Source organism: Erwinia persicina (assembly GCF_019844095.1).
GTDB lineage: Bacteria > Pseudomonadota > Gammaproteobacteria > Enterobacterales > Enterobacteriaceae > Erwinia > Erwinia persicina.
In genome coordinates, this window is sequence record NZ_CP082141.1 from 1976752 (window position 1) to 1998993 (window position 22242).

General features: G+C 55.2%; 27 protein-coding genes and 1 tRNA gene. 13 read left to right on the forward strand and 15 right to left on the reverse strand.

Features of this window, described 5'->3' with window-relative positions; all coding sequences use genetic code 11:
- Positions 1–155: 155 nt before the first annotated feature.
- Positions 156–1592 carry a glycoside hydrolase family 1 protein gene (locus K6L24_RS08850; protein WP_187510193.1) on the forward strand — a complete coding sequence of 479 codons (1437 nt, stop codon included), beginning with the start codon at positions 156–158 and terminating at the stop codon, positions 1590–1592.
- A 46-nt stretch (positions 1593–1638) separates the two neighbouring features.
- Here K6L24_RS08850 and K6L24_RS08855 read toward each other — a convergent pair whose 3' ends face one another.
- The 4 genes from K6L24_RS08855 to K6L24_RS08870 are packed head-to-tail and all read right to left on the reverse strand — an operon-like array spanning position 1639 to position 5040.
- Positions 1639–2475: a metal ABC transporter permease gene (locus K6L24_RS08855; protein ID WP_062742586.1), complete on the reverse strand. Its 837-nt coding sequence runs from the start codon at positions 2473–2475 to the stop codon at positions 1639–1641.
- Entirely contained in the window at positions 2472–3329 is an 858-nt protein-coding gene (sitC, locus tag K6L24_RS08860; RefSeq protein WP_062742585.1) for an iron/manganese ABC transporter permease subunit SitC, read from the reverse strand. Before sitC ends, K6L24_RS08855 begins: the two co-directional genes overlap by 4 nt.
- Positions 3329–4132, reverse strand: a complete 804-nt coding sequence (locus tag K6L24_RS08865; RefSeq protein WP_187510194.1) for a manganese/iron ABC transporter ATP-binding protein — start codon at positions 4130–4132, stop codon at positions 3329–3331. Before K6L24_RS08865 ends, sitC begins: the two co-directional genes overlap by 1 nt.
- The gene (locus K6L24_RS08870; protein ID WP_118663893.1) at positions 4129–5040 is read right to left on the reverse strand and encodes a metal ABC transporter substrate-binding protein; all 912 of its coding nucleotides are present in this window, start codon (positions 5038–5040) and stop codon (positions 4129–4131) included. The genes K6L24_RS08865 and K6L24_RS08870 overlap by 4 nt, the downstream gene beginning before the upstream one ends.
- A 330-nt stretch (positions 5041–5370) precedes the next feature.
- On the opposite strand from K6L24_RS08870, the gene K6L24_RS08875 reads away from it, so the two are divergent.
- Positions 5371–5853 (forward strand): cold-shock protein, encoded by a 483-nt coding sequence (locus tag K6L24_RS08875; RefSeq protein ID WP_062742582.1) that lies wholly within the window; start codon positions 5371–5373, stop codon positions 5851–5853.
- Positions 5854–6039: 186 nt separating this feature from the next.
- Here the strand turns inward: K6L24_RS08875 and K6L24_RS08880 are convergent, their stop codons facing one another.
- Positions 6040–6438: a MerR family transcriptional regulator gene (locus K6L24_RS08880; protein ID WP_072277385.1), complete on the reverse strand. Its 399-nt coding sequence runs from the start codon at positions 6436–6438 to the stop codon at positions 6040–6042.
- 73 nt (positions 6439–6511) lie between these two features.
- Between K6L24_RS08880 and K6L24_RS08885 the strand changes: the two genes are divergently transcribed.
- Together K6L24_RS08885 and K6L24_RS08890 are read left to right on the forward strand one after the other, a co-directional pair.
- Positions 6512–6997: a DUF2938 domain-containing protein gene (locus tag K6L24_RS08885; protein WP_118663895.1), complete on the forward strand. Its 486-nt coding sequence runs from the start codon at positions 6512–6514 to the stop codon at positions 6995–6997.
- Positions 6998–7342: 345 nt separating this feature from the next.
- Entirely contained in the window at positions 7343–8005 is a 663-nt protein-coding gene (locus tag K6L24_RS08890) for a dTMP kinase (RefSeq protein ID WP_222682205.1), read from the forward strand.
- 169 nt (positions 8006–8174) lie between these two features.
- On the opposite strand, the gene K6L24_RS08895 is transcribed toward K6L24_RS08890, so the two are convergent.
- The 3 genes from K6L24_RS08895 to K6L24_RS08905 form a co-directional block, all read right to left on the reverse strand.
- A tRNA-Asn gene (locus K6L24_RS08895) sits at positions 8175–8250 on the reverse strand.
- A 99-nt stretch (positions 8251–8349) separates the two neighbouring features.
- A complete protein-coding gene (gene mtfA / locus K6L24_RS08900; RefSeq protein WP_222682206.1) occupies positions 8350–9144 on the reverse strand; it encodes a DgsA anti-repressor MtfA in 795 nt (264 codons plus the stop codon).
- A gap of 210 nt (positions 9145–9354) precedes the next feature.
- Positions 9355–10011 (reverse strand): hypothetical protein, encoded by a 657-nt coding sequence (locus K6L24_RS08905; RefSeq protein WP_062742571.1) that lies wholly within the window; start codon positions 10009–10011, stop codon positions 9355–9357.
- Positions 10012–10608: 597 nt separating this feature from the next.
- On the opposite strand from K6L24_RS08905, the gene K6L24_RS08910 reads away from it, so the two are divergent.
- The gene (locus K6L24_RS08910; protein ID WP_062742570.1) at positions 10609–11313 is read left to right on the forward strand and encodes a phosphohydrolase; all 705 of its coding nucleotides are present in this window, start codon (positions 10609–10611) and stop codon (positions 11311–11313) included.
- Between the two features lie 73 nt (positions 11314–11386).
- A complete protein-coding gene (locus tag K6L24_RS08915; RefSeq protein ID WP_062742569.1) occupies positions 11387–11635 on the forward strand; it encodes a hypothetical protein in 249 nt (82 codons plus the stop codon).
- A gap of 38 nt (positions 11636–11673) precedes the next feature.
- Here K6L24_RS08915 and K6L24_RS08920 read toward each other — a convergent pair whose 3' ends face one another.
- Positions 11674–12333 carry an epoxyqueuosine reductase QueH gene (locus K6L24_RS08920; RefSeq protein WP_118663974.1) on the reverse strand — a complete coding sequence of 220 codons (660 nt, stop codon included), beginning with the start codon at positions 12331–12333 and terminating at the stop codon, positions 11674–11676.
- Positions 12334–12492: 159 nt separating this feature from the next.
- Here K6L24_RS08920 and K6L24_RS08925 point away from each other — a divergent pair, with 159 nt between their 5' ends.
- Complete coding sequence (locus tag K6L24_RS08925; RefSeq protein ID WP_222682207.1) at positions 12493–13902, forward strand: DNA cytosine methyltransferase; 1410 nt, start codon at positions 12493–12495, stop codon at positions 13900–13902.
- Positions 13903–13974: 72 nt separating this feature from the next.
- The gene (locus tag K6L24_RS08930) at positions 13975–14445 is read left to right on the forward strand and encodes a very short patch repair endonuclease (RefSeq protein ID WP_222682208.1); all 471 of its coding nucleotides are present in this window, start codon (positions 13975–13977) and stop codon (positions 14443–14445) included.
- Between the two features lie 38 nt (positions 14446–14483).
- Here the strand turns inward: K6L24_RS08930 and yedA are convergent, their stop codons facing one another.
- Positions 14484–15401 carry a drug/metabolite exporter YedA gene (gene yedA, locus K6L24_RS08935; RefSeq protein ID WP_062742565.1) on the reverse strand — a complete coding sequence of 306 codons (918 nt, stop codon included), beginning with the start codon at positions 15399–15401 and terminating at the stop codon, positions 14484–14486.
- 163 nt (positions 15402–15564) lie between these two features.
- On the opposite strand from yedA, the gene K6L24_RS08940 reads away from it, so the two are divergent.
- The 4 genes from K6L24_RS08940 to K6L24_RS08950 all read left to right on the forward strand — a co-directional run bounded on the left by K6L24_RS08940 (position 15565) and on the right by K6L24_RS08950 (position 17294).
- A complete protein-coding gene (locus K6L24_RS08940; protein WP_062742564.1) occupies positions 15565–15840 on the forward strand; it encodes a hypothetical protein in 276 nt (91 codons plus the stop codon).
- A gap of 11 nt (positions 15841–15851) precedes the next feature.
- Entirely contained in the window at positions 15852–16763 is a 912-nt protein-coding gene (locus tag K6L24_RS08945) for a DUF808 domain-containing protein (RefSeq protein ID WP_137269853.1), read from the forward strand.
- A 37-nt stretch (positions 16764–16800) separates the two neighbouring features.
- Positions 16801–16932 carry a hypothetical protein gene (locus tag K6L24_RS22385; RefSeq protein WP_255210125.1) on the forward strand — a complete coding sequence of 44 codons (132 nt, stop codon included), beginning with the start codon at positions 16801–16803 and terminating at the stop codon, positions 16930–16932.
- Positions 16933–17114: 182 nt separating this feature from the next.
- The gene (locus tag K6L24_RS08950) at positions 17115–17294 is read left to right on the forward strand and encodes a YodC family protein (RefSeq protein WP_062742562.1); all 180 of its coding nucleotides are present in this window, start codon (positions 17115–17117) and stop codon (positions 17292–17294) included.
- A 56-nt stretch (positions 17295–17350) separates the two neighbouring features.
- Here K6L24_RS08950 and K6L24_RS08955 read toward each other — a convergent pair whose 3' ends face one another.
- A complete protein-coding gene (locus tag K6L24_RS08955) occupies positions 17351–17674 on the reverse strand; it encodes a DUF6388 family protein (RefSeq protein WP_062742561.1) in 324 nt (107 codons plus the stop codon).
- Between the two features lie 156 nt (positions 17675–17830).
- Between K6L24_RS08955 and yedD the strand changes: the two genes are divergently transcribed.
- Entirely contained in the window at positions 17831–18316 is a 486-nt protein-coding gene (gene yedD, locus K6L24_RS08960) for a lipoprotein YedD (RefSeq protein ID WP_222682209.1), read from the forward strand.
- Between the two features lie 38 nt (positions 18317–18354).
- On the opposite strand, the gene amyA is transcribed toward yedD, so the two are convergent.
- The 4 genes from amyA to fliD form a co-directional block, all read right to left on the reverse strand.
- A complete protein-coding gene (amyA, locus tag K6L24_RS08965) occupies positions 18355–19833 on the reverse strand; it encodes an alpha-amylase (RefSeq protein WP_062742559.1) in 1479 nt (492 codons plus the stop codon).
- A 139-nt stretch (positions 19834–19972) separates the two neighbouring features.
- Positions 19973–20338, reverse strand: coding sequence for a flagella biosynthesis regulatory protein FliT (gene fliT, locus K6L24_RS08970; protein ID WP_062742558.1), 366 nt, complete (start codon positions 20336–20338; stop codon positions 19973–19975).
- A 12-nt stretch (positions 20339–20350) separates the two neighbouring features.
- On the reverse strand, positions 20351–20749 hold the full coding sequence (gene fliS / locus K6L24_RS08975; RefSeq protein WP_062742557.1) for a flagellar export chaperone FliS: 399 nt from the start codon (positions 20747–20749) through the stop codon (positions 20351–20353).
- Between the two features lie 9 nt (positions 20750–20758).
- Positions 20759–22162, reverse strand: a complete 1404-nt coding sequence (gene fliD, locus K6L24_RS08980) for a flagellar filament capping protein FliD (protein ID WP_062742556.1) — start codon at positions 22160–22162, stop codon at positions 20759–20761.
- Positions 22163–22242: the final 80 nt, after the last annotated feature.

A 22242-nucleotide genomic window follows, 5' to 3' on the forward strand; every position in this document is an offset into this window, starting at 1 on the left:
GCCAGTCCCTTTTCTGCAATCGGTTTCATAGTGCTGTTATCCCCGTCATTTTTGCTCTACTATTTCTGCCGTTCGGGCGGCGCAGAGGTCGGGTCATCGCAGGGCGGCCGGGCTGCGGCTCCGCTAACTATCGGTATCATTTAAGGAAAAGTGGCATGAAAGAAAGGTTTCCGCAGGGCTTTATGTGGGGCGGCGCAACGGCGGCCAATCAGGTTGAAGGGGCTTATGATGTGGATGGCAAGGGCCTGTCGATTGTCGATGCCATTCCGGGCGGCAAGCAGCGCCTGAGCATTGTAGCCGCACCGGAGTTTGACTTCACGCTGGATGAAGCCCGCTACACCTATCCCAACCACAAAGGCATCGACCATTATCACCGCTTCCGCGAAGATATTGCCCTGTTTGCCGGGATGGGTTTCAAATGTTATCGCTTTTCCATTGCCTGGACGCGCATCTATCCGAACGGTATCGAGCAGCAGCCGAACGAGGCGGGCCTCAGTCACTATGCTGAAGTCATTGATACCTGTATCGCCCACGGCATTGAACCGGTGATCACCCTTTCCCACTATGAAATGCCGCTGCATCTGGCGACCGCGTTCGGCGGCTGGAAGAACCGTGAGCTGATTGGTCACTTCGAGCGTTTTGCCCGCACGGTGCTGGAACGGTTTGGCCACAAGGTGAAGTACTGGATGACCTTTAACGAGATCAACAGTGCGGCGCATTTCCCGATGATGAGCCAGGGTCTGACGGTAAAAACCGGTGCGCTGGAAGCGCAGGCGAAATTCCAGGGCTGGCATAACCAGTTTGTCGCCAGCGCGCTGGCGGTGAAAATCGCCCATGACACTGACGCGCAGATCCAGATGGGCTGCATGATCCTGTTTGCCACCAACTACGCTTATGACTGCAATCCGCTGAACCAGCTGGCAGCAATGCAGGAAAACCAGTCGTTCAACTACTACTGTGCTGACGTGCAGGCGGGCGGTAAATATCCGTATTATGCCCGCAAGCTGTGGCAGTCGCTCGGCGTCACGCTGGATATTCAGCCGGGCGACCTTGAGCTGATCAAAGCGCACACCGTCGACTACATCGGTTTCAGCTACTACATGTCTTCCACCACCTGTGCCACTGACCCGGATGCGGCGGCAGCCAGCGGCAACCTGCTGGGCGGGGCGCGTAACCCGTTCCTTGAAGCCAGCGACTGGGGCTGGGAGATCGATCCGGTGGGGCTGCGTATCGCGTTAAACCAGCTGTATGACCGCTATGAAAAACCGCTGTTTATTGTGGAAAACGGTCTGGGCGCGGTGGACAAGCCGGATGCCGACTTCACCATTGCCGATGACTACCGCATTAACTACCTGCGTAAGCACATTGATGCGATGGCAGAAGCGATAGACGACGGCGTGGAGCTGATGGGATATACCCCGTGGGGCTGCATCGATCTGGTCAGCATGTCGACCGGGGAGATGAGTAAACGCTACGGCTTTATCTACGTCGATCTGGATGACAGCATCAGCGGCACCGGTAATCGCTACAAGAAGAAATCCTACCACTGGTATCAGAAGGTGATCGCCAGCAACGGTCAGGACATCAGCTAACACAGACAGAAACGGCGTCCATTGCAGACGCCGTTTTTTTTAGTCGTTACGACAGTACCCTGCGCCGATCGCGCCGCACCGAGTAGATAAAGGCGGCGATAAACAGCAGGGCGAACAGCACCACGATCGTCGGGCCGGGCGCACTGTCCAGAAAGAATGACAGGTAAGTACCGCTGAAGCACACCACCACCGACAGCACGACGGCGAAAATCATCACGCTGGAGAAGCGGCGCATCAGCAGCACGGCGATCGCCCCCGGCGCAATCAGTAGCGCAATCGACAGCACAATGCCCACTGCCTTCAGGGTGGCAACGATAGTCAGGGCAATCATACTCAGCAGGCCGTAATGCAGCAGCGTGGTGTTCAGCCCGCTGGCTTTCGCCTGGTGCGGATCGAACGCGTGCAGCACCAGGTCGCGCCACTTGACGCCGATAATCAGCGCAATCAGGCAGGCAATGCCGCCGCTTTGCAGCAGGTCGCTGGTGGAAATACCGAGCATATCGCCAAACAGGATATGGTCGAGGTGAACCTCTGATTTGACCGAGATATAGAGGATCAGCCCGGCGGCAAACATCCCGGAGAAGACGATGCCCATCACCGTATCCTGCTTGATACGGCTGTTCTCTTTCAGGTAGCCGGTGGCCAGCGCGCAGAACAGCCCGGCGCAGAACGCCCCGACAGCAAGGGGGATGCCAATAATCCAGGCGATCACCACGCCGGGAAAGACCGCATGGCTCATTGCATCACCCATCAGCGACCAGCCCTTGATCACCATAAAGCTGGAGAGCAGGGCGCAGGGGATCGCCACAATCACCGAAATGGCCAGCGCAGTGTGCATAAAATCAAACTCAAGCGGGCTTAACAGCAGTTCGGTCATAGTCATATCGCCTCCTGCTGCGGGCTGGCCGCGCGTCGGCGTCGGGCCAGCAGCCCGTGTTTAGGCGCAAAAACAAAGGCGGTGAGGAAGACCAGCGTCTGCGCCACGACGATGATGCCGCCGGTGGCACCGTCCAGGTAGTAACTGACCCACGCGCCGAAGAAGCTGGTGGTGCTGCCAATCAGTACGGCAATCACCAGCAGCCGCTGGAAGCGGTCGGTCAGCAGATAGGCCGTGGCTCCGGGGGTGACCACCAGACAGATCACCAGGAACGCGCCGACGGTCTGCAGGGCCGCAATGGTACAGGCCGCCAGCAGGGTGAAGAACAGCAGCTTGAGGCGCGTCGGATTCAGGCCGACGGAACGCGCATGATTCTCGTCGAAGAAGGTCACCATCAGATCTTTCCACTTCACCAGCAGGATCAGCAGGGAGACGAAGCCGATGACCGCCAGCTGAATAATATCCTCCGGGGCTATTGCCAGGATATTGCCCAGCACGATGGTCTGAATATTCACCGAGGTGGGGTTAAGCGACACCATAAACAGGCCAAGGCCAAAGAAGGAGGAGAAGATCAGCCCGATAATCGCGTCCTCCTTCAGCCGGGTACGCTGGTTGAGAAACAGCATACTGCCCGCGGCCAGCCCGCCGGAAAGAAACGCACCGAGAGCAAAGGGCAGGCCGAGCATATAGGCTCCGGCCACGCCGGGGACAATCGAGTGGGAGAGGGCATCGCCAATCAGCGACCAGCCCTTCAGCATCAGATAGCAGGAGAGAAACGCGCACACGCCGCCCACCAGCGCCGACACCCACATGGCGTTAAGCATGTACTGATAGTGAAAAGGTTCAGCCAGCCACGCCATCAGCCATTCCCCCGCACCACCGACAGCGCCGGCTGGGTGTGACCATCGCCAAACACCACATCGCGCAGCGCACCGCTAAAGGCATTTTCCAGATTTTCCCGGGTGAAGGTGGTGGCGGTCGGCCCGCAGGCCAGCACCGTGCCTTTCACGATCACCGTGTGGTCACAGTATTCGCTGACCGAGGCCAGGTTGTGGGTGGAAACCAGCAGGGTGCGGCCCTCATCGCGCAGTTCGTGCAGCAGGCTGATAATCTGACGTTCAGTGTTGACGTCCACGCCGGTAAAGGGTTCATCCAGCAGGATCACCTGGCCGCGCTGGGCGATGGCGCGCGCAAGGAACACGCGTTTTTTCTGGCCGCCGGAGAGTTCGCCAATCTGCCGCTGGCGAAACTCTGCCATACCGACGCGCTCCAGCGCCTCGGTGACCAGGCGCTTATCCTCTGCGCGGGCGATGCGCAGCATGCCCATATGGCCGTAGCGGCCCATCATCACCACATCTTCCACCAGCACCGGGAAAGACCAGTCAACGTCCTCCGACTGCGGCACATACGACACCATATTCTGTTTCAGTGCGCGGTGTGCGGGCTGGTCCAGCAGGGTAATCGCCCCCTTCGAGAGGGGGACAAACCCCATAATGGCTTTAAACAGTGTCGATTTACCGGAGCCGTTGATCCCCACCAGCGCGGCGATGCTGGCACCGGGCACCTGTAAGGTGGCATCACGCAGGGCGGTGTGCCCGTTGCGGTAGGTGACCGTCAGATCGTTAACCCGAATGCCGTCGGGCGCCGTCTGTGTGTTGTTCATTTTGCCAGCCCCTGCTGAATGCCGTTAACAATGGTATCGCTGGTAACGCGCAGTAAGTCGAGATAGGTCGGTACCGGCCCATCGGCAGCGCTGAGGGAGTCAACGTACAGCACGCCGCCGTAGTGGCTGCCGGTTTCGCGCGCCACCTGGCGGGCGGCCTTATCGGAAACCGTGCTTTCGCTGAACACGGCGGGGATCTTCTCCTGCTTCACTTTATCGATGACTTTACGTACCTGCTGCGGGGTGCCCTGCTGATCGGCGTTGATCGGCCACAGGTAGAGCTCTTTCAGCCCGAAGTCGCGCGTCAGGTAGGAGAACGCGCCCTCGCTGGTAACCAGCCAGCGCTTGTCCGCCGGGATCTGCGCCAGCGCCTGCTGCACCGGCGCCACGGTAGCGTTGATTTTTTCTTTATAGGCGGCCGCATTTTTGCGGTAAGTGTCGGCATTGGCCGGGTCATACTTCACCAGCGCATCGCGGATATTATCCACGTAGATCAGCGCATTTTTCGGTGACATCCAGGCATGGGGATTCGGTTTACCACTGTAGGGGCCGTCGCTGATCCCCATCGGGACAATGCCGTCAGACACCACCACTTCCGGCACCCCGGGAAGATGTTGATAAAAGCGCTGGAACCACAGTTCCAGGTTCAGGCCGTTGGCGAGGATAAGCTGGGCACCCCGGGCGCGTTTGATATCACCCGGTGTGGGCTGATATTCATGGATTTCTGCTCCGGCTTTGGTGATCGACGCGACGTCGGCAGCGTCACCCGCTACGTTTTTCGCCATATCCGCAATCACGGTGAACGTGGTGATCACTTTGAATTTTTCCTGTGCCACTGCCGGTGCCAGCGGCAGCGAGGCGAGCAGAGCAGCACAGATCCATCCTTTTAACCGGAACAGTAAACACATAGAAATCCCCCAGAAAGCGCTTAAAAATAGAACGTAATTAGCAGTTGCTATAAGGTATAGCACAGGCTATATCGCCATGTGAATGTTTTTTGTGTGGGATTACGCAGATTGACAAATGACCGTCTGAGAAATAAAACCGCGGGTATCGCTTGCGATGAGCGGGACAAATGTTATCCCGGCGGCCGACAGTCCCGCGCCCGATGGCGATTATTCCCACGCAGGCGGCAAATTTATCGTCCAGACTTAAACCAAAGGCATAGTCTGCGTCCGCATTGTGCTTTACACTGCGCGCTGCAAAAACTCAGTAGATAAATGACAGAACAGGCGGAAATGGCGATGAACGGAACAATCACAACCTGGTTTAAAGATAAAGGTTTTGGTTTTATCAAAGACGAAAACGGCGATAACCGTTATTTTCATGTGATTAAGGTCGCCAACCCGGATTTGATTAAAAAAGACGCGGCAGTGACATTTGAGCCCACCACCAACTCCCGGGGCTTATCGGCCTTTGAAGTGAAAGTGCTGCCGGAAAGTAACTATATTTATATCGCCGGCGAGCGCCTTAAGCTGACGTCGATCAAGTCTTACCTGGTGTACAGCGAAGAAGTCCCTGCCGATACCCGTATTGATAAAGAAAATACGGTGCTCTCCGTGGGTATTCTGATGAGCAGTATCCGGCCGAAAACGGCCACCGCGCCGGGTGAAATGCGCACGCTGAAAAAGCTGGCGATCACCACCTTCCAGGGGACGACATTAATTTTCTCGGAAGATGAAATTGACGTGGACAGCACGGTAAAAATGCTCAAGATCTGACGGTTGACGCAACACCGGCAGTGAAATAAAAACCCGCTCAGGGAAACCTGAGCGGGTTTTTTACAGGCGCCAATGTGATAACGCCGCAAAAAAACAACGCTGTGCTGTCAGGGTAGCGGAATGATCATCCGGGCGCTGACAGACCGCCCTGTGACAGAAGCGGATTAAGCGTGAAAAAAAGGTGCATTACCTGATGAGCCGTAGTCCTCTGGCCACCAGATTGCTGAACCCTTCACAATGGGCATGATCCTCTGCGGTACAGCGGGCAGCATGCTTCAACCCCCGGCTTAATCGTTGCAATCTGCGGACAGTGGCGTCAATTTCCCTGGCACGACCAGCAAGGCGCTCCCGGTCAATGACAGTTCCACCTTGCGTATTGAACATGCCGGCCATTTCATCCAGGGTAAATCCGGCAGCCTGCCCCAGGGCGATCAGCTGCAGTTTATTCAGCACATTTTTGTGATACTGCCTTCTCAGGCCGTTACGGCCAATGGGATGAATGAGTCCTTTCGTTTCGTAAAACCGTAACGCCGAGGGCAGCACGCCGGAAAGATGAGCCACTTCCCTGATATCTAGTTCTTCCATCATTGACTTCAACCTGACTTTAAGTTGCACACTGGCGACCAGCTTACCATTATCATTAAATAAGGACGAAAAAATGGACAGTGTGACGCTGTTTCAGGCGGTCATAACAGGTATTTGCGCCACTCTGGTGATGGATTGCTGGTCACTGATCCAGAAGCCCATCTTCGGCGTTCCGCCGTTGAATTATGCCCTGGTCGGACGCTGGGTTTTATGGCTGACCAGAGGAAAAATGCGTCATAACACCATCGCTTCCACCTCATCTGTGCATAACGAACTGCTAGTCGGGTGGGGTGTTCATTACCTGACCGGGATCCTGTTTGCCTTTATACCGCTTTTGCTGGACGGGCCGGACTGGTTCCGTGCACCTTCTGTTACCACGGCTATGCTGGCAGGCCTGCTAACACTCATTGCGCCTTTCCTGATCCTGCAGCCCGCCCTGGGTTTTGGCATTGCGGCTTCCCGCACGCCCCGCCCATGGCGGGCCCGACTGCTGAGTGTGATCACCCATCTGGTGTACGGGTCAGGACTGTATATCGCGGCTCTGGTTATAAACTCATAAAGGTAAAGCCGTTGAGCCAGGCGTTCGACGGTCAGTCCCTTTACCGTTCAACGCGGCCTGCCAGCGGCATCCGCTTAAAAGCAGGTGCCATCGGGGAGGCTTTCCGTTTGCTAAGGGGATGCCTTAAACTACGCTGCGCAGGTCACCACCGCTGGACAATGCCCCTGGCTGGCTGTCATTCCGGGTCTTCAGACCGGTGAAAGAAGGGCCATCGGTGTCTGCTTACAATCCACTCCCATTCAGTTCCGGTTAACGATGGGGGATCCGCTATTCATACTGAGGAAGTAAGATGCGTTTGCAAGAAACCCGCCTGACTCAAACCCTCGACCCATCGTCGTTTAAAGAATGAGTCAGCCGCTGTTTGTTTCTCTGGATGGCCCTAAGGGGGCCGGCAAAACCACCCTGCTGGAGGCCATGACAAAAGTGCTGAGGGCTGACAATAAGAAGGTGATCCGACTTTGCGAGAGAAAAAGCGATCCCTTCAGGGCGGAAACCATGGCCCTCGTTAACCGGCTCGCCAGAAACCCCGCTCTGGATGTAGAACGGGAGGTGTGTCAGCGCCTGGCTGACAGCCGTGCCTGGATTTCCCGGCATGTGCTGACGAAACAGCCGGCGGACAGCATTATCCTGATGGATCGCTGGTACCCGTCAGATGCCGCGTTTCGCCGGATGGTTCCCTTTGCCGAAATTTTACAGCTGAACACGGAACGACAGGTGCGAGCGCCTGACCTGCATGTCGGGGTTGTGACTGCGCCTGATATTTCATGGGCCAGGGCCACGTCCCGGCCGCGCGGGCTGAGCAGTACGGTGATGTCTTCCCTGGAAGAGCATGCTGCCTGTACCCGGGCATTTGAGCGGGAAATGGCAAATTACGGCTGGGTATTGTGCCGTAATGAAGGAACGCTCGAAGACGCAACCATGCAGATTATCGCTGAGATCTACAAACTGCCCGGTTGCCCCGCAGGTGCCGTTATCAAGGACAGCGCCTCCGGCCCAGGCCGCCAGTAATCAGGGCAACTCTTTGCGTATGCACGACAGGGCAGGATCGTTCAGCGGGCAGGGGCAGTCAGGCATGCTTGTGTGCGACGACGTCGTTTTTCCGGCAGATGCGGTATGAGAGTAATAATCACAACAGCAAAAAGCCCGCTCAGGTTTCCCTGAGCGGGCTTCTCTAATATGGCTCCTCTGACTGGACTCGAACCAGTGACATACGGATTAACAGTCCGCCGTTCTACCGACTGAACTACAGAGGAATTGTGGAACGAGGCGAATAGTAGCGATACGCCTCCGGCCTGTCAACAGCAAAAAACAGTTTAGCTTTCAACTGACTGCGTTTGAATCAACCCGGCTGATTAGTGAACAATTCCGCCCTCGTTGTGGTGTAACTGCTGGTGCGCCAGCCGCTGATGCGGATCCTGGCGGTAAAACTGGCGAAAACGCGAGTAGAGGGTTGGAAAGCGGGTGAGTAAAAGCTCCGGCGCGCTGAAAAAGTATTCGGACAGAACGGCAAAACATTCGGCCGGTTCGCTGGCGGCATAGGCATCAATGCTGGCGGTATTTTCCCCGACCAGGTCTATCTCATCCTGGATATCGTTCATCGCGGCGCGCAGCTCGCGCTCCCAGCTCACCACATCACGCAGTGCCATGGAAGGAACGCCATTAGCTTCACCGCTGCCGCGCGAGTCCAGCTTATGAGCGACCTCATGGATCACGAGGTTATAACCGGACAGGTCGAACGAATCCTGCACATCCAGCCAGTTGAGCACAATCGGGCCCTGCTGCCAGCTTTGTCCGGCATGGACGGCCTGCTCGCGGTGGACCAGACCGAATTCATCCTGCCACTCATCGTCAACCATAAACGGGGAAGGGTAGATCAGTACCTCATGAAAACCATCCAGCCAGTCATAGCCGAGACTGAGTACGGGCAGGCAGAACAGCAGCGCCAGACGGCAGCTTTTCAGTTCATCCAACTCAAATTCCTGCAACGGAACCAGACGTTTCTGACGTAAAAAGCGGGTAGCAAGCTGACAGAGTGCCTGACGCTCACCTTCATTCAGGCTCGCCAGCAGGGGAATGTCCAGTGCCTGCTGCCAGGGCAGCCCGCTTTCCACGGCGTCATCACCACCTTTCCACGGCCATTTGATCATGCTGTTGTGACTCCCGCCTGAGAAGAAACCAATCCGTAAGCAATCCCTTCATCACTGAAGCTGCCTGCGTCTTTCCCGGACAGGTTGAATTCGGGAGAAGAGAGTGGCTGGAGCGCAGGTGAATGAGGGGAATATTCAATCAGTTATATTGAAGGCTGTCTGTGACAAAACGCAAGCAGCGCTGAAAAAAATCAGCGCTGCTATCGGGCCTTAAAGGCGATCAAATTCGATGACCCAGACCCAGGGATTGACTTCCCAGCTGGTGCCACCGTACTGCAGAGCCCACTGCTTGCGGTAGGCATCTTTTGCGGACACCGCTTCACTGTGCATGGTGAAGAAGTTATTAAGGAAGTGAGAGTCGACCTGCACCCCTTCGGCCATCACATCGTCATCACTGATATCCTGAATACGCTCCACACGAATGGCTGTGATAGTCAGGTCGATACGACTCGCCCAACGCGGCATATGAATGCCTGCCTGCCAGCCGAAATTTTCGTCATTTTCTTCGGTGCTGTAGATGCTGGAATCGGCACGATACTGGCAGTAGTCGATGTTTTTAAACTGCGCGGGGGCCTGCTGATATTGCGCCATTTCGCCGGGGGGCACCACGGGGCCACGCCAGGTTTCACGCACCCAAAGGCGGTCGCCCGGCTGTCCATAGGGGCAGTGGTAGCTCAGGTTTTCCATCCCCAGAACCCGGTTACCTTGTAAATTATTGCTCAAAACATCAATGCCATAACAACCCTCATGATTGTCCTGGCCGGGCCCAAAAAGTTGGGACTTCATGATGCGCCGTGTCTGCTTTTGCTGGCCTGATAGCAGGGCGCGCACCCGTTGATCACTAAATAGAATCGGGCGTTCTTTCATGGTTTAACCTCTAATAAGACTTTCTTAACCAGTTCCTGGTTCATAAGCAAAGTAAAAATACAATACAGATAACTCCTAACATTAGCTCAAAAAAAAGAAATGCATTATTTTTTTCTGTAATCATCAGAGTATCTTATAAAAAAACACCAGGACTGCACGGTTGTTGATGTAATAACGGCCATGTCACCAGGGTTCATTTAGTGTGCACTACAGGTGCGGTGCTAAACGTCATTAATGTGACATTTTACCATATTACAATACGTTAGTGTGATGAAAGCGGCCTGCCCGATTGCACTAAAATCGGTGCCGATCATGGCAGTATTTTCCTTCCGGCGGTGGCACTTTTAACATGCCCTTGGCGCGTTTTGACAATTTATTCTCCTCATTTGCATAACGTTTATTTATCAATATGGTCACAAACCAGGCATCAAAAGAGAAGGAGAAAAGACTGAAAATGGAAAAAATACTGTAACAAGCGCAAGACAGCGGCTATAAGTTTGATGTAGATCGCATTTTTATGCCGAAACGGGAGATCCGTCCCGTCGGCGTGACTCCACTGACTTCTCGACAAGTTCAAACAATATTAAGGAGACGTCTATGACGCTGACCCACTGGCAATCACGTTTTGAACACTGGCTGCATGAGACCTGGCAGAAGGAAGATAAAGCCCACGATGTGGCGCACCTGACGCGCGTCTGGCAATCGGCACAGCGCATCATGGCAGGTACTGATGCCGATGCACTGGTCGTGCTGGCTGGCTGTTACTTCCACGATATTGTTAACCTGCCGAAAAATCACCCCGAGCGCCATCTGGCCTCCGCACAGGCCGCTGATGAAACCCGTCGTGTATTGCGGCAGGTGTTTACGGACTTTCCGCCGGAAAAAATTGAAGCGGTGGCGCATGCTGTCCATGCCCACAGTTTCAGTGCCGGCGTCGCCGCAGAGACGCTTGAAGCAAAAATTGTGCAGGATGCTGACCGGCTCGAATCGCTGGGCGCTATCGGGCTGGCGAGGGTATTTTATGTTTCGGGGGCGCTAGGGCGCTCTCTGTTTGACAGCCTGGACCCGCTGGGGCGCGAGCGGCCGCTGGATGATGCCGAATGGGCACTGGATCACTTCCAGAAAAAACTGCTCAAACTGCCTGAAACGATGCAAACGGCACAGGGGAAAAAGCTGGCTGAATATAATGCCGGTTTCCTGGTGACTTACATGGCAAAACTGTGCGCCGAGCTGAAAGGTGATTTTTGCGCGCTGGATCAGGATGTTCTGGCGGAATTTACCCCGGACGGGGTGAAATATTAAATTTTTGTGACAGTATGGTTAAACCGAACATTACAGGTTACGTTGTTGGGACAATTATCAGGAGAATCAGGCAATGACCGACAAAGTAAGCTTAACCATCAAGATCGATCCCGCTTTAAAAGAAACGATTAAAACGCTCGCTCTGGACAGTCAGCTTTCTTTAAGCGATCTGGTGACCCAGCATCTGGTGAAGAGCTTTTCCGCTCAGGCACCGGATGCGGTAGACAGCACTCATACAGAAGAAGAGACTTCAGAGCAACTCAGTCAGAACGAGCTGAAACAGGTTCGCGCGCTGCTGAAAAAATCGAAAAAGAAAAAGTAACCCTCGCCTCTGTGCGTCTCTCCGTCGGAGAGACGCGTTTATGACGGTTCGTCATCACCGTAATACAGCACGCCCAGCTTGATTAATGGCCGTCCCTGGCTTTTGCGGTGCAGATTGCTGTCCCGCAGGGAATAGACACAACCGCAATACTCCTGCTGATAAAAACGCTCGCGCTTGCTGATCTCGATCATCCGCGATGATCCCCCTTTTTTACGCCAGTTATAGTCCCAGTAGCGAAGACCGGGGTAGGGTTCGGCTGCCCGTGCGCCGCAGTCGTTAATTTGCTGCATGTTTTTCCAGCGTGAGATCCCCAGCGAGCTGGAAATGACCGGAAAACCGTGTTCAAAGGCATAGAGGGCGGTACGCTCGAAGCGCATATCAAAACACATGGTGCAGCGCACGCCGCGTTCGGGCTCCCACTCCATCCCTTTGGCCCGTTCAAACCAGTTGTCAGTGTCGTAGTCGGCGTCCACAAAGGGGATGCCGTGCTGTTCAGCAAAGCGGATGTTCTCTTCTTTTCGCAGCAGATATTCTTTCTGTGGGTGAATATTCGGATTGTAGAAAAAGATGGTGTAATCAATGCCCGATGCCTGTAGTGCTTCCATGACCTCGCCGGAGCAGGGGGCACAGCAGGAGTGCAGCAGCAGCTTTTTGGCGCCATCGGGCAGGGTCAGCAGGTCGCGTTGGGGTGCGCTCATCGGTATTGTCTCCATGTTTAAATCCGTTAACCGCGCAAGTGTAGTCGCCTCTTTTCGCACTGTCACCCGTTGGAGGAGCGTTGCGGGGCTAATTTCCGCCTGGCGCTGGGTCAGTGAAGTGATAGACTGACACCCGTTTATCCCATTTATTGAGTAATTATGAGCGATTTTGACCGCGTGGCCGCCGGGCTGGCAGAGCAGGCACGAGTGCAATCCCAGCATAAAGAAGAGCAGGACCGTCAGCTGTTGCTGCGCGTGCTGGAGATCTATGACCAGAAAACCGTGGCGGCTACCCTGCGTAAGGTCAGCCAGCAGGAGTGGACCCGGGAGTCTGTTAACCGCTGGGTAAAAGGGTACAGTCGTAAAACGCTGAATGAGGCCGAAGTCAGCTTGTTGCGCAAAATGCTTCCAGCGCCGCCGTCGCATCATCCTCACTACGCCTTTCGCTTTATTGACCTGTTTGCCGGCATTGGTGGCATACGCAGCGGTTTTGAAGCGATTGGCGGGCAGTGTGTGTTCACCAGTGAGTGGAACAAACACGCGGTACGTACCTATAAAGCTAACTGGTACTGTGACGAGCACCAGCACCGCTTTAACCAGGACATCCGCGATGTCACGCTGAGCGGCGACGCGCAGGTGAATGAAGAGCAGGCCTATCAGCACATTCGCCAGCAGATACCGGATCACGACGTGCTGCTGGCCGGGTTTCCCTGTCAGCCTTTCTCCCTGGCCGGGGTGTCGAAGAAAAATGCGCTGGGGCGTAAGCATGGATTTGAAGATGAAGCGCAGGGCACGCTGTTCTTTGACGTGGCGCGCATCATCACCGCCAGAAAGCCGGCGATCTTCGTGCTGGAAAATGTGAAGAACCTGAAGAGCCACGACAAGGGCAATACCTTCCGCATCATTATGTCGACCCTGGATGAGCTGGGCTACGACGTGGCGGATGCCGCCGTGACCGGCTCACCGGATCCGAAAATTGTCGACGGCAAACACTTCCTGCCGCAGCACCGTGAGCGCATTGTGCTGGTGGGGTTCCGTCGTGACCTGGCGCTGCCGGCCTTTACACTGAGTGCCTTACCCTCCCTCTATCCGCAGCAGCGCACGCCGCTGAAGGCGTTGCTTGATCCGGTCGTGGACGAGAAATATATCCTGACGCCGACCCTGTGGAAGTATCTCTATCAGTATGCGAAAAAACACCAGGCACGCGGCAACGGATTCGGCTATGGACTGGTGGATCCGACGGTGGAGCAGGGCGTGGTGCGCACGCTGTCGGCCCGGTATTACAAAGACGGTTCGGAGATCCTTATCGATCGCGGCTGGAACAAAGCGCTGGGCGAAGAGGATTTTGACCATGCTGACAATCAGCAGCGTCGCCCGCGCCGGCTGACGCCGCGTGAGTGCGCCCGACTGATGGGGTTCGAGCAGCCGGGGGAACAGCGCTTCCACATTCCCGTCTCGGATACTCAGGCCTACCGGCAGTTCGGCAATTCGGTGGTGGTGCCGGCCTTTGCCGCGGTGGCCCGGCTGCTGCTGCCCTGGATTGAGCAGGCCGTTAAGCAACGCCAGTGAAATGTGGTTCGCCGCTACGACGACAGTGCCGCTTTTAGCTACACTTAAGGTCTTCTTTAAAGGGATATCAAGATGGCCGACGTTCACTCTTCAGACGTGCGTAGCAAGAACATGCGAGCCATTCGCACCCGCGATACGGCAATTGAAAAAAAGCTGGCAGAACTGCTGGCTGAGCTTGGCCTGAGTTACCGGGTGCAGGATAAATCCCTGCCCGGGCGTCCTGACTTTGTGCTGGGTGACTATCAGGCCATCATTTTTGTGCACGGCTGTTTCTGGCACCGGCATCACTGCCATCTGTTTAAGATGCCCGCTACCCGCACGGCATTCTGGCAGGGAAAAATAGACAGCAACGTGGCGCGCGATAAACGCTATATCGAAGAACTGAGCGCCAGCGGCTGGCGGGTTATGCTGGTCTGGGAATGTGCACTGCGGGGTAAGACACGCTTAGAAGAAGAGGCGCTGCGCTCGCGCCTGGAGGAGTGGCTGTGCGCCGCGACGGGCAACGGCGAGATCGATGCCCGGGGGATTCGCTCCCTGTCATAGCGGCGGACAGTCTCTTGCAGTCTGCCCGCCCGTCACCCTTATTTTTCCGTGCAGGGCCTGATAATCGGTTTGGCCGGGAACAGATATTTTCCCAGCGTCACCAGTACCACGGCCAGGATGATAATCCCCAGCGCCAGCCATTCGCGACCGGACAGGCTTTCCCCCGCAAAGGCAATACCCAACAGCACGGCGACCACCGGGTTGACATAGGCGTAGCTGGTCGCAATTGCCGGGGTGACGTTACGGATCAGGAACATATAGGCATTGATGGCAATCACTGAACCAAACAGGCTGAGGTAACCGAGGGAAAAGAAACCGGCCAGCGATGGCTTCTGCACCAGGTGCTCGCCACTTAACTGACTGGCGATCAGCAGCACCACGGCGGCGGCCAGCATCTCGATGGCCCCGGCCATCATCCCGTGCGGCAGGGCAATGCGGGAACCCCACACAGAGCCGAATGCCCAGGTCAGTGAACCGCCCAGAATCATCAGTGCGCCCCAGGGATTACCCGCCAGGTGTCCGCCGCTGTTAAGCAGAATAATCCCTACCAGGCCGACGGCGATCCCCACCCATTCGATCCAGCGGGTGGCAATGCCAAACAGACGACTGAAACACATGGCAAACAGCGGCACCGTAGCAACCATTACGGCTGCCAGTCCGGAAGGCACGTGCTGGTGTTCAGCGACGGTGACCGCGCCGTTCCCCATCGCCAGCAGCAACACGCCGATAATGGCGGCATTACCGGCTTCACGCCACGAGGGCAGCTTATGCCCTTTAAGCAGCAAAAACGTCAGCAGCACGACACCTGCCATTAAAAATCGCAGTCCGGCCAGCATCATCGGTGGCCAGCTTTCGACACCAATGCGGATCACCAGATAGGTGGAACCCCAGATGAAATAAAGTGTAAACAGGGCAGCCAGCAGGGGCAGCAGGGCGGGGGCACGGCGTAACGTCATGTCAGGATCGTCCTTGTTATAGCAAATTATAAAAGTGTTATGTAGGGCTGATTCTGCCACTAATTATCACCCCCGGAAGGATTTTTTTTACAAAATTTGCACTCCCTGGCCATAATTGCTTAGATCAGTGCCCTCTATCAATACAGCCAGCCAGGGGTAAGCCATGGCCAGTGTCAAACTGACGGTAAGACGTTTGTACAAACTCAGCGGCGAACGCATGGTCAATACCCAGGCGACGGCGCGTATTTACGTGGGCGACTGCCTGATAGCGACAGAAGAAATTAGCGGGATGACGGAAAGCCCGGTGAGCAAATATCTGCACCATACGGAAACGGCGGGGCAGAGCGTGCGCGTTGAGTGGGACTGCGATGGCATCGCTGATATGGCGGTGGCAGAAATTGAGCGGTGCCCCTGTTGTCAACATGATGAAATTGAATAAGGAATCTGATTTTGGCCGGAAGCAGTTTACTGACCTTACTGGATGATATTGCCACCCTGCTGGATGACGTCGCAGTGATGGGCAAAGTGGCGGCAAAGAAAACCGCCGGAGTACTGGGGGACGATCTCTCGCTGAATGCCCAGCAGGTCAGCGGAGTGAAAGCGAACCGTGAGCTGCCGGTGGTATGGAGCGTGGCAAAAGGGTCATTTCTTAATAAGCTGATCCTGGTGCCGCTGGCGCTGCTGATCAGCGCCTTTGCCCCCTGGGCGATCACTCCCTTACTGATGGTGGGCGGTGCCTATCTGTGCTACGAGGGCGTAGAGAAGGTGCTGCACAGTCTGCATAAAGACAAAAGTCAGGAGACGCCGGAAGCCCGCGAGCAGCGTCTGCTGAAAGCCGCACAGCAGGACCCGGCAGAATTTGAAAAGAAGAAAGTCAAAGGTGCGGTACGCACTGACTTTATTCTTTCTGCTGAGATCGTGGCGATTACACTCGGCATTGTGTCAGAAGCGCCATTGCTCAACCAGGTGATCATCCTCGCCGGCGTGGCGATTCTGGTCACCGTCGGCGTGTACGGCATTGTGGCGGGGATTGTCAAAATTGACGATCTGGGGATGTGGCTGCAGAAGAAAACCTCGGCGGCCGCGAAAGCCATCGGTGGTGTACTGCTGGTCGCCGCTCCCTGGCTGATGAAGATCCTGACGGTGGTCGGCACGCTGGCGATGTTCCTGGTCGGTGGTGGCATTATCGTGCACGGCCTGCCGTGGCTGCATCATCATATCGAAGGCTTCAGCGCAGGTATGCACGGTCTGCTGGCGATGCTGGTCAGCAACCTGGCCAACCTGATCATCGGCTTCATTGTGGGGTCGATTGTGCTGTGTTCGGTAAATTTGATTGCCAGAATGCGCCAGAAATCAGTATAAAGACGGGCTTAAACGAGTAAACAGGCAGGAGAGAAAGATGAACGACGATATGTTTGAATTCGATATTGATGCGCAGCTTGAGCAGGCAGAAGCTAACGCGCAAAAGAAAGCGGCCGAAGTGCCGGCGGATTTAGGTGATGAAGCCGACTGCGAAGGCTGCAAAATCTAAGCGCAAATTGCGACAGGTTTCACATAAAAAGCGTGTAGTAAAACTACACGCTTTTTTTATATTCAGCGTTTTTAACTGCTTATTTAGATTTAACATATATTTTACCTGTCGTTAACAGCGCAGATTATATTCAGATGCTATAACTGATTAACGATTGATAACCAAAAAGGGAGGTGCTTTATATGAGCTTTACGATCAGTGATGAAGTGCAACATAAGGAAGGTGGCCCCGCAATGATTGTGACCGGGGTGGCCAGTGGCATGGTGGAGTGTCGCTGGTACGATGGCTTTAGCGTGCAGCGGGAGGCGTTCCGCGAAGAGGAACTCTTTTCACTGTCATCCGCTACCCGTCTGGCCGGGTAGTCCGGCCTGTCTTTTGCGGCAGGGCGGAGCGAAATAAGGCGCCGCCCTGCCTGTTCTTACAATTCGTTTTTAATACAGAACGCTTCCCACGTCATGCCCAGCGCCTCTGCCTGCGAACGCAGGTAGGTTTCAATCGCTTCCACCATCACCGCTTTATCCGGCTCTGCCAGCTGAATGGCAAACAGCATCCCGTCGAGTTTTTTCTCACGCACGTAAGCCGCATAGGCCCGGTCTTTCTGCATGGACTGCAGCTGTTCAACGCTCATACCGAGCGTGGCCGCCTGTTCTGCGGTCAGATTTTCAATACCGGCTTTCAGCGTCGGGTGTGCCTCAAGAAACATATCTTTGGCAATGGCGTAATATTCTTCAACGGTTTTCATAGCAATGTGCCCGGGTAAGTGCGTGGAAATATGCAGGCGCTAGTGTACACGGCGGGGTGGAACGGGGAAAGTCAGCGCAACAGGGCGCATCGGGCTTGCGGCGGGGCAGGTAAAAATTATAACGTATCGCCTAATTGAACAATCAGGATGAGAAAAATGAAAAAGTGGATGTTTGCAGCCGCCGCCGCGGTGACGCTGAGTGGCTGTGCGCAGTTAGCCGATTATGCCAGCGCGGTGAAAACGCCACCGCCCGCGACGCTGGTGGGCAACTGGCAGACTTTTGGCCCGCAGAGTGGGCTGGTGAGCGATCAGGCAAAAGCCAGCCTGATTATCACCGCTGAAGGCGATACCCTCGACTGCCGCCAGTGGCAGCGGGTGATCGCCAAACCGGGTAAAGTGACCTTTTTTGACGGAGAGTGGGTGAATGTTAACGAGCAGCTGCGCGTTATGCCGCTGGAGCTGGAAGGCACCGAACTTCACTACGACAAGCTGGTGATGCAGAAAGTCGCCCAGCCTACCGCTGAATGCCAGAAGGCGCTGGACGACAGGGCGAAAGCGCAGGCTGCGGCCCAGCAACCGACAGCCGGGAGTGCCACGCAGCAGCCTGAGCAAAACGTTACGACGCCGCCTGCCCAACCCTGATCGGGTCTGTCGTGGCCGTCCTGGCCACGACAGGGGGATCAGCTGATCACCCAGACACTGACGCTGCCTGCCGCGCAGCGAAACACGGCATTGCCCTGATCATCGGTGTTGACGGGTTCAGCGATCTGCTCCAGCAGATCGTGCCAGCGTTTCCCGGCGTAATTTTCCCCGAGCTCCAGCGTTTTTTCGCCCGCCTCGCCGTTTGACATGATCACCACGCAGCCCGGCAGTTCCTCGGTGCCACTGCGGGCGAAGGCAATGCAGTTGGGATGGTCAAACCACTCTCGCTGTTCACCGTGGGCGTACTGCTGGCGCGCGCGTATCAGGGTTTCCAGCCCGGGAATAACGGGCATATCAATCTGATGTTGCTGTCCGTCCCCCCCTTCATCTTCATAGCTGGCCCCAAACAGGTCGGGATAGAACAGCGCCGGAACGCCGTTTTCCCGCATCAGGATCAGCGCATAGGCCAGCGGTTTAAACCAGGACTCAACCGGGGCTTCCAGCGCCTGTAGCGGCTGCGTATCGTGATTGGCGACAATAGTCACTGCATGCCAGGGGTCGGTGGCGACCAGCGTATCGTTGAAGATCTGACTCAGGTCATAATCGGCACCCTGCTTAGAGGCGGTATGAAAATTCATCTGCAGCGGGGCGTCGAACAGCATGGTCTTGCCCTCGACCTGATGAATATACTGCTGCAGCTTATCCACCTCGTGTGACCAGTACTCCGCCACGATAAACAGCGGCTGCTCTGCCACCTCCTGAACGTGTTCAATCCACTCCTTGTAAAACCAGGCGGGAATATGTTTAACCGCATCCAGGCGGAAACCGCTGCAGTGCACTTCCTCCATGACCCAGCGTGCCCAGTACTTCAGCTCTTCGGTGACCGCACGGTTGCGGAAATCAATATTGGCTCCCATCAGGTAGTCAAAATTGCCCAGCTCGTCATCCACCTGATCGTTCCAGCCTTCACCGGTATAGTCGTTAACGATCTTGAACACGCCGTTCTCATTGGGGTTTTCGATGTGATCGACGCCGCTAAAGCACTTATAGTCCCAGACGAACTTTGAATACTGTCCGGCACGAACGGGGAAGGTAAAGCGCGTCCAGGCTTCGGCCTGGATCACTTCCGGGTCAATTTCATCCCGGTTATCCGGGTTAACACGGTTAATCTGCACCTGCTCTTTCTCATCGGCACCCATCTTGTGGTTGAGAACCACGTCAAGGATCACGCCGAGACCGTGAGATTTTAGTGTGTCGACGGCGGTCAGCAACTGCTCTTTATCGCCGTACTTGGTGGCGCGGGAGCCTTTCTGCCCGAATTCCCCCAGGTCAAACAGGTCATAGCTGTCATAGCCCACGGAATAACCGCCGGATTCCCCTTTATAAATGGGCGGCAGCCAGACGTCGGTAATCCCCATCTCTGCCAGCCTGGGGGCACGTTCTGCCGCTTCCGGCCAGAGTTTGCCGCCTGTGGGGTAATACCAGTGAAAAAACTGTAACAGCGTGGGATTGCGCATTTAGGTGATCCATTTTCGGCAGACGGGAAAATGAAGTATGAGCGAGACGGGGAGAAAAGGGCGGGCCAGCGTGGAAATATTTATTTCACTCTGGCCCACTGGAGAAAACAAGCCGGGACGGGCGGTTTAAAAATCAGGTTTATCCGTTGGCCCCGGTGGGGAACAGCACCACGCCAGCACTCTTGGTGTAGGCATTATTCACTGACTTCTGACGTCCTGCCTGCTGGATCAAACCTGAGATTTCATCCTGGCGCAGCTTGAGCAGCTTTTTCAGTTCTGACTCGTTATCAAGAATATGACGCAGCACGGGACGCAGCTGTTCCTGCGTGTGTGCAGGTACCGGCTGGTGCTGGGTTGTTTTCGCCAGTTTTTCCACGGCGCTGAGGTAGTTCACTTCCATATCAATCAGTTCGTCCCACTGTCCTTCTCCAGCCAGACGCAGCATGGACTGACTATGAGTCAAAATTTCCTGATAAATCGCGAGCAGATGTGGGGCAATGTTCATGTCTACAGAGTCCTAAACCAGAGCGGTTGTGCCAGAAACCTCTTTCCAGGCATCGGCGATATTGCGCAACAGCGCTTCGACTTCTTCAATGGCGTGTACATCATTGTCGATATTAGCGCGCAGCAGGCGATTGACCATATAGCGGTACAATCCCAGCAGATTCTGCGTTAACTCGTCCTCACTGGACTCATCCAGACCCAGCTTCAATCCGTTATCAATAATATTGATCGCTTTAGAGAGTGATGCCCCTTTCATGATCGTATTACCGTCCTGCAAAAAAAGACGGGCGCGAACCAGGGCACTGAGTGCCCCATCGAACAGCAGAGTGATCAGCTGGTCATTGCTGGCACTCATTACTGCACTTTCCACACCCACTTTTGCATAGGCTTTAGTACCGCTTGCGCTATACATGATGGTCCCTTACTTGGTGGTACTGTTAGTTGTCGCAAACTGCTGTGTCAGATAGCTGCTGGTATTGTTCAGTTTGCTGATCATCACGTCGAGCGCGGTAAACTGGGTTTTCAGTCGTGCGATGGTGTCATCGATGCGATCGCTAATCTTGTTGTACTGCGCTGTCAGGTTGTTCAGTGTTTTGCTGACGCCATCTGTCGCCGCCTGAATAACCCCTTTGGTGGATAACCAACTGGTCAGGTTTGAGTCCAGCTTGGTGGTAATCCCGGTGGTTTTACCGTCACCCATAAACATCGCTTTGATCCCTTCCGAATCTTTTGCCAGCGCGGCATCCAGCTTAGTCTGATCGGTGATCAGCTTGCCGTTGGTAGGATCAGTAGTGATACCAATCTGCGAAAGGGTTTTATAAGTGGACGTGCTGGCGGTATTGGTCAGCATGTCTTTCATCTGCGATTGAATGGTACGCAGGGTGCTGTCACCGAGCAGGGCGCCGTTGCTGGTATCCTGTGCAGTAGTACCCGCATCAACGGCGGTATATTTGGTCAGCGCGCTTAAGCTGTCCTGCAGCGTGTTATAGGCAGTCGCCCAGGCTGCAATAATATTAGATGCACTGCTGGTATCTTTAGTGATGGTCAGCGACTGTGTGCCGGTGGTTTCCGCCGTCAGATTCAGCGTAATCCCTTCCAGCGCATCACTGATGGTATTGCTGCTACTTTCGATATCCACGTTGTTGACTTTAAGCATCGCGTTTTGCGCGGCAACGCTCTGGGTCATATTGCTGCTGTTAGTGCCATCGTAATTCAGCATACCTTGCAGCGTGCTGTCGCCCGTCACGCTAATGGTCGCTGCGTTATCCGTACCGGTTTTATCTGAGGTCAGCGACAGACGATAGCTGCCGTCACCGGTTTTGATAATGCTGGCGGTCATACCGGTATCGGCGGCGTTGATCGCATCACGGATGCCGGTCATCGAAGAGTTTGCCGCCGTCACTTTAACGTCAACGGCCTTATCGCTGCCCGCCAGTTTAATCGAAATGGTACTGTCAGACGTGGCCAGCGCAGTAGAGTTGCTGGTCTGAACGCCGGAGGTCAGGGTCTGAGACGAGGCTAACTGGGACACGGCAATCGTATATTTACCCGCGACGGCACCTGTCGTTGTCGTGGCACTGAACGCGGTGCTGGTGCTGCTGGTCTTGGTTGAACTGAACAGATTGGCACTGTTCAGCTTGGTATTGGCTGCCTGAAACGTGGTTAAGGCACTTTTCATGGTGCTGTAGGCGCTGAGTTTGGCGGTATAAGCCGTCTGCTGCTTAGAGATAGGCGTCAGTGCTGCTTTCTCTGCGCTTTCAGTCTGCGCAAGGATAGTGCTTAATTCGAGGCCGGAGCCGATACCTAAGGTAGAGATACTAGCCATGATGTTTCCTTTATTTAATCAGGACGGAGTATGAATACCGAGGTTATCGGCTATTGATGCACAAAGTTTACGATTATTTC

What these genes read in the sequence shown, in the direction of transcription:
- K6L24_RS08955 (WP_062742561.1), bottom strand. Translation starts at nt 17,674, where the DNA reads ATGAAAACCGTTGAAGAATATTACGCCATTGCCAAAGATATGTTTCTT.
- K6L24_RS22385 (WP_255210125.1), top strand. Translation starts at nt 16,801, where the DNA reads ATGAACGACGATATGTTTGAATTCGATATTGATGCGCAGCTTGAGCAG.
- K6L24_RS08950 (WP_062742562.1), top strand. Translation starts at nt 17,115, where the DNA reads ATGAGCTTTACGATCAGTGATGAAGTGCAACATAAGGAAGGTGGCCCC.
- K6L24_RS08905 (WP_062742571.1), bottom strand. Translation starts at nt 10,011, where the DNA reads ATGAAAGAACGCCCGATTCTATTTAGTGATCAACGGGTGCGCGCCCTG.
- K6L24_RS08850 (WP_187510193.1), top strand. Translation starts at nt 156, where the DNA reads ATGAAAGAAAGGTTTCCGCAGGGCTTTATGTGGGGCGGCGCAACGGCG.
- fliT (WP_062742558.1), bottom strand. Translation starts at nt 20,338, where the DNA reads ATGAACATTGCCCCACATCTGCTCGCGATTTATCAGGAAATTTTGACT.
- mtfA (WP_222682206.1), bottom strand. Translation starts at nt 9,144, where the DNA reads ATGATCAAATGGCCGTGGAAAGGTGGTGATGACGCCGTGGAAAGCGGG.
- K6L24_RS08940 (WP_062742564.1), top strand. Translation starts at nt 15,565, where the DNA reads ATGGCCAGTGTCAAACTGACGGTAAGACGTTTGTACAAACTCAGCGGC.
- fliS (WP_062742557.1), bottom strand. Translation starts at nt 20,749, where the DNA reads ATGTATAGCGCAAGCGGTACTAAAGCCTATGCAAAAGTGGGTGTGGAA.
- sitC (WP_062742585.1), bottom strand. Translation starts at nt 3,329, where the DNA reads ATGGCGTGGCTGGCTGAACCTTTTCACTATCAGTACATGCTTAACGCC.
- K6L24_RS08870 (WP_118663893.1), bottom strand. Translation starts at nt 5,040, where the DNA reads ATGTGTTTACTGTTCCGGTTAAAAGGATGGATCTGTGCTGCTCTGCTC.
- yedA (WP_062742565.1), bottom strand. Translation starts at nt 15,401, where the DNA reads ATGACGTTACGCCGTGCCCCCGCCCTGCTGCCCCTGCTGGCTGCCCTG.
- amyA (WP_062742559.1), bottom strand. Translation starts at nt 19,833, where the DNA reads ATGCGCAATCCCACGCTGTTACAGTTTTTTCACTGGTATTACCCCACA.
- K6L24_RS08880 (WP_072277385.1), bottom strand. Translation starts at nt 6,438, where the DNA reads ATGGAAGAACTAGATATCAGGGAAGTGGCTCATCTTTCCGGCGTGCTG.
- K6L24_RS08925 (WP_222682207.1), top strand. Translation starts at nt 12,493, where the DNA reads ATGAGCGATTTTGACCGCGTGGCCGCCGGGCTGGCAGAGCAGGCACGA.
- K6L24_RS08930 (WP_222682208.1), top strand. Translation starts at nt 13,975, where the DNA reads ATGGCCGACGTTCACTCTTCAGACGTGCGTAGCAAGAACATGCGAGCC.
- K6L24_RS08865 (WP_187510194.1), bottom strand. Translation starts at nt 4,132, where the DNA reads ATGAACAACACACAGACGGCGCCCGACGGCATTCGGGTTAACGATCTG.
- fliD (WP_062742556.1), bottom strand. Translation starts at nt 22,162, where the DNA reads ATGGCTAGTATCTCTACCTTAGGTATCGGCTCCGGCCTCGAATTAAGC.
- yedD (WP_222682209.1), top strand. Translation starts at nt 17,831, where the DNA reads ATGAAAAAGTGGATGTTTGCAGCCGCCGCCGCGGTGACGCTGAGTGGC.
- K6L24_RS08890 (WP_222682205.1), top strand. Translation starts at nt 7,343, where the DNA reads ATGAGTCAGCCGCTGTTTGTTTCTCTGGATGGCCCTAAGGGGGCCGGC.
- K6L24_RS08915 (WP_062742569.1), top strand. Translation starts at nt 11,387, where the DNA reads ATGACCGACAAAGTAAGCTTAACCATCAAGATCGATCCCGCTTTAAAA.
- K6L24_RS08875 (WP_062742582.1), top strand. Translation starts at nt 5,371, where the DNA reads ATGGCGATGAACGGAACAATCACAACCTGGTTTAAAGATAAAGGTTTT.
- K6L24_RS08920 (WP_118663974.1), bottom strand. Translation starts at nt 12,333, where the DNA reads ATGAGCGCACCCCAACGCGACCTGCTGACCCTGCCCGATGGCGCCAAA.
- K6L24_RS08885 (WP_118663895.1), top strand. Translation starts at nt 6,512, where the DNA reads ATGGACAGTGTGACGCTGTTTCAGGCGGTCATAACAGGTATTTGCGCC.
- K6L24_RS08855 (WP_062742586.1), bottom strand. Translation starts at nt 2,475, where the DNA reads ATGACTATGACCGAACTGCTGTTAAGCCCGCTTGAGTTTGATTTTATG.
- K6L24_RS08910 (WP_062742570.1), top strand. Translation starts at nt 10,609, where the DNA reads ATGACGCTGACCCACTGGCAATCACGTTTTGAACACTGGCTGCATGAG.